We start from the raw sequence: 3506 nt of genomic DNA on the forward strand, positions 1-3506 counted from the left end.
TATTATAAATRTRATGCCTCAAATGATTTATATTATTTGAGGCATTAAATTCATCTATTACTGGGAACAAGTATATATTCACCAGCTTTAACATCATAGGAACTTGATACAATATCTTGATTTTCTTTGTAAACTACTTTTCTAAAAGCTTCTATATCATCAATATTAGTATTATATAATTGTATTATAGAATCTAAAGTTTCACCAGGTTGTACTAAATGTTCTTGAAATATTCTATCTTTCATTATAGAGTTGTATGAAGTTTTATATAAATTTTCTGAAATATTGGAAAAAAATGATACATTTTCAACTAAATAATTAAAAGTATTATCTAAACAAGTTACATAATTATAGATACTATCTTTTATTACATCACTAGTAGATTTATCATTATTTGCAACAGGACCAATAAAGGATAGTATAATAAGAAATAATAAAATATATTTCAAAAAATCACCTCCTATATAGGAGTATTAATATACAAGAGGTTTTTTAAACAATATATTGACTTAAAAATTTCAAATTGGTATAATATTTTTAATAATTTGAAATAATACTAAAGTAAAAGCTATGAAAAGAAGAGTAAGTATGATATGTAGTTACAGCGAGTTAGGAATGGTGTGAGCCTAATACGAAGATTATACCGAAGAACATCTTGGAGCTTCTAACCGAAATTATTGTAGAGTAGGCTTAGACGGGAGGTCCCGTTATAGACTAAAACTAAGTGGTCAATTTTKWMAATTTTTAAAATTGGCAATTAGGGTGGTACCGCGAGAGTATAATAGCCTTTCGTCCCTTTTTATTATTTGGGGATGAAAGGCTTTTTTAATACATAAAAAAGAAAAAATAATCCTCAAAATAAAGCAATTTGAGCAATTATTACAATTAAAGTAATAGTTAAAATACATATTTGTTCAAATAAGCTAAGTGAAATTTTAAATTATTTAAATAAAATAAAAGGAGGAAAAATACAATGCAAAAGCAATTTGTAACAATCAAAGACCTATATAGAAACAAAGAAGAATATATAGGAAAAACTGTAAAGGTAGCTGGATGGATAAGAACATCTAGAGCTTCTAAAAACTTCGGATTCGTAGAATTAAATGATGGAAGTTTCTTTAAAAATATGCAGGTAGTATTATCTGATGAAAAATTAGAAAACTTCAAGGAAATAACTAAACTTCCAATAAGTTCATCAATACTTGTTGAAGGTGAATTAGTATCTACAGAAGGTGCTAAGCAACCAGTTGAAATACAAGCAACTAACATAATATTAGAAGGTGAGTCTGATAGCTCATACCCATTACAAAAGAAAAGACATACATTAGAATACTTAAGAACAATAGCTCACTTAAGACCAAGAAGTAATACTTTCTCAGCTGTATTTAGAGTAAGATCTTTAACAGCTTATGCTATACATAAATTCTTCCAAGATAGAAACTTCGTTTACTCTCATTCTCCAATAATAACAGGAAGTGACTGTGAAGGTGCAGGAGAAATGTTTAGATTAACAACTATGGATTTAAATAATGTACCTAAGAATGAAGATGGATCAATAGATTACTCTAAAGATTTCTTTGGAAAAGAAGCTAACTTAACAGTTAGTGGTCAGTTAAATGCTGAAATAATGGCACTTGCATTTAGAAATGTTTATACATTTGGTCCAACATTTAGAGCAGAAAACTCTAATACAGTAAAACATGCATCTGAATTCTGGATGGTAGAGCCAGAAATATCATTCGCTGATTTAGAAGATAACATGGAATTAGCTGAAGATATGATAAAATACATAATAAACTATGTAATGGAAAATGCTCCAGAAGAAATGGAATTCTTCAACAATTTTATAGATAAAGGATTAATAGAAAGATTAACTAAAGTTGTAAACTCAGAATTCAAGAGATTACCATATACAGAAGCTATAGAATTATTACAAAAATCAGGACATGAGTTTGAGTTCCCAGTTGAGTGGGGATGTGACTTACAAACAGAGCATGAAAGATTCTTAACAGAAGAAATAATAAAAGGGCCTGTATTTGTAACAGATTATCCAAAAGATATAAAGGCATTCTACATGAGAATGAACGAAGATGGAAAAACTGTTAGAGCTATGGACTTATTAGTTCCTGGTATAGGAGAAATAATAGGTGGTTCTCAAAGAGAAGAAAGATATGATGTATTATTAGATAGAATAAAAGAATTAGGCTTAAAAGAAGAAGATTACTGGTGGTATTTAGAACTTAGAAAGTTCGGTACTGCTACACATTCTGGATATGGTTTAGGATTTGAAAGAATGTTAATGTACTTAACAGGAATGCAAAATATAAGAGACGTTATACCATTCCCAAGAACTCCTAAAAATGCTGAATTCTAATAGATAAATATTGGTGATAGATATTTTATAACACTTAAAAACACATTGACTTAGTTGTCGATGTGTTTTTTTACTATGATATTTAAAGATAATTTGTATGTAAAAATAGTTTGTATAGATATAAATAGGTAAAAAAGGAAAATGTTTACCGAAAAGTGTTGTATAATAAAAAAAATAATGCTACTATTACTAATATAATATTGATTTTAGGAGGAGATAAAATGAAATTGCCATTTAATGTTGATTTAAAAGATAAGGTTGCAGTAGTAACAGGGGGATCTGGAATACTATGTGGAGCTATGGCAGAAGCATTAGCTGCATGTGGAGCAAAAGTTGCTATACTTTCATTAGGACAAGAGGGTTGTGATGCTAAAGCAGCTAAAATAAATGCTGATGGTGGATGTGCTATAGGAATAAGTGCAAACGTTTTAGATAAAGAGAGTATAAAAAGAGCTCATGAAATAATATTAAAAGAATTTGGTCCATGTGACATATTAATAAATGGAGCAGGTGGAAACCATCCAAAAGGAACAACAACTAACGAATACTTATTACCAGAAGATTTAAATAATGAAGAATTAACTACATTCTTTGATTTAGATACAGAAGGAGTAAACTTTGTATTTAACTTAAACTTCTTAGGAACACTACTTCCATCACAAGAGTTTGCTAAGGATATGATAAACAGAGAAGGTGCTACAATAATAAACATATCTTCAATGAATGCTTATACACCACTTACAAAAATACCTGCATACTCAGGAGCTAAAGCTGCAGTAACTAACTTCACTCAATGGTTAGCTGTACATATGTCAAAAGTAGGTATAAGAGTAAATGCAATAGCGCCAGGATTCTTCGTAACAGCTCAAAATGAAAAATTATTATTCAACGAAGATGGAACTCCAACTCCAAGAACTGAGAAAATATTAAACAGCACTCCAATGGGAAGATTTGGAAAAGTTGATGAATTAATAGGAACATTATTATACTTAGTAAATAATGATGCTTCAGGATTTGTAAACGGTGTTTGTATACCTGTTGATGGAGCATTCTCAGCATATTCAGGGGTTTAATATTTGATTTATTATTGTATTAAAAATAGCATATTAACTTATAGTATAATTGTAAATTA

General features: G+C 29.1%; 3 protein-coding genes and 1 other annotated feature. Of the genes, 2 read left to right on the top strand and 1 reads right to left on the bottom strand.

Going from position 1 to position 3506, the window contains the following annotated elements:
- Positions 1–50: 50 nt before the first annotated feature.
- Positions 51–449: a LysM peptidoglycan-binding domain-containing protein gene (locus G3997_RS02595; RefSeq protein WP_296647633.1), complete on the bottom strand. Its 399-nt coding sequence runs from the start codon at positions 447–449 to the stop codon at positions 51–53.
- Positions 450–561: 112 nt separating this feature from the next.
- Positions 562–800 (top strand) — a binding site (T-box leader).
- 173 nt (positions 801–973) lie between these two features.
- Between G3997_RS02595 and asnS the strand changes: the two genes are divergently transcribed.
- Positions 974–2374, top strand: coding sequence for an asparagine--tRNA ligase (gene asnS / locus G3997_RS02600; RefSeq protein WP_296647636.1), 1401 nt, complete (start codon positions 974–976; stop codon positions 2372–2374).
- A 221-nt stretch (positions 2375–2595) separates the two neighbouring features.
- Positions 2596–3447, top strand: coding sequence for an SDR family oxidoreductase (locus tag G3997_RS02605; protein ID WP_296647639.1), 852 nt, complete (start codon positions 2596–2598; stop codon positions 3445–3447).
- Positions 3448–3506 lie beyond the last annotated feature (59 nt).

Source organism: Romboutsia sp. 13368 (assembly GCF_018336475.1).
Taxonomy (GTDB): domain Bacteria; phylum Bacillota; class Clostridia; order Peptostreptococcales; family Peptostreptococcaceae; genus Romboutsia.

Excerpts from the sequence above, each read along its gene's own strand:
- G3997_RS02605 (WP_296647639.1), top strand. The coding sequence starts at position 2,596 with ATGAAATTGCCATTTAATGTTGATTTAAAAGATAAGGTTGCAGTAGTA.
- asnS (WP_296647636.1), top strand. The coding sequence starts at position 974 with ATGCAAAAGCAATTTGTAACAATCAAAGACCTATATAGAAACAAAGAA.